We start from the raw sequence: 716 nt of genomic DNA, 5'->3' as shown, positions 1-716 counted from the left end.
TTGTTTCATCTCTCTATAGCCCAGTTCGATTTCCCATCGATGGGCATATAAGTCGACGATGTCTTCGCTGGGGTAACGCATCGGGTCTGTCAACGAGGTCAAAATGGCGACTGACTTACCTTTCACTATCTTAGTCAATAAACGCGCTTCAAGAGTTTCAGGGAGCTGCGGCCATTTCTTTCTGGCTTGAGGTGTCGTGGTGAGTTTCACCCACTGGTCATGTTTCCCCAGCGTTCGCACTACTTCATATTGAGTGCCTTTCTTCAGTGGCAACAACCAGTGGCTATCAGGTTGCGCTTGCTGCCAAGCGTGCAGCAGGCCGAGCGAGTAAAATCCTCGGTCAAATAGGGTTAGGCTGTGATTAGGAATGCTAGGAATGAGCTGGGACGCTAAGTTCATTTCATTTTCGGCAACCGAATCAAAGGCGCTGTTGACCAACAAATGGCTGCTTAATTCCATCAAGCAAACCATGCGAATTTGCGGATAAGCCGCTTCGCCTGAAGCGTTTGCGGTACGCGCAAAGGCGGCTTGATTTTGGACACTATCGGGTGTCCGCCACACGACACCGTCAACACCATACAAGTTAAGGCCGCACCAATGAGGATGTTCAGCTCTCGCGTGCCAGGTATTGGCGCTGCGGCTAAATACTTCTCTAATAACCTCACTGCCCAATCGTTTACGCGCCTGAGTCACGGCGCTGCGTGCAACATAATCAA

General features: G+C 50.6%; 1 pseudogene. It reads right to left on the bottom strand.

Features of this window, described 5'->3' with window-relative positions:
• A pseudogene (locus tag IEY09_RS20110) lies at positions 1-716 on the bottom strand (IS4-like element ISSba6 family transposase); the annotation flags it as partial.

Source organism: Shewanella xiamenensis (assembly GCF_014647135.1).
Classification (GTDB): Bacteria; Pseudomonadota; Gammaproteobacteria; order Enterobacterales; family Shewanellaceae; genus Shewanella; species Shewanella xiamenensis.
Note: the sequence above shows the minus strand (reverse complement) of the source record. Positions and strands in the feature narration are given on the sequence as shown.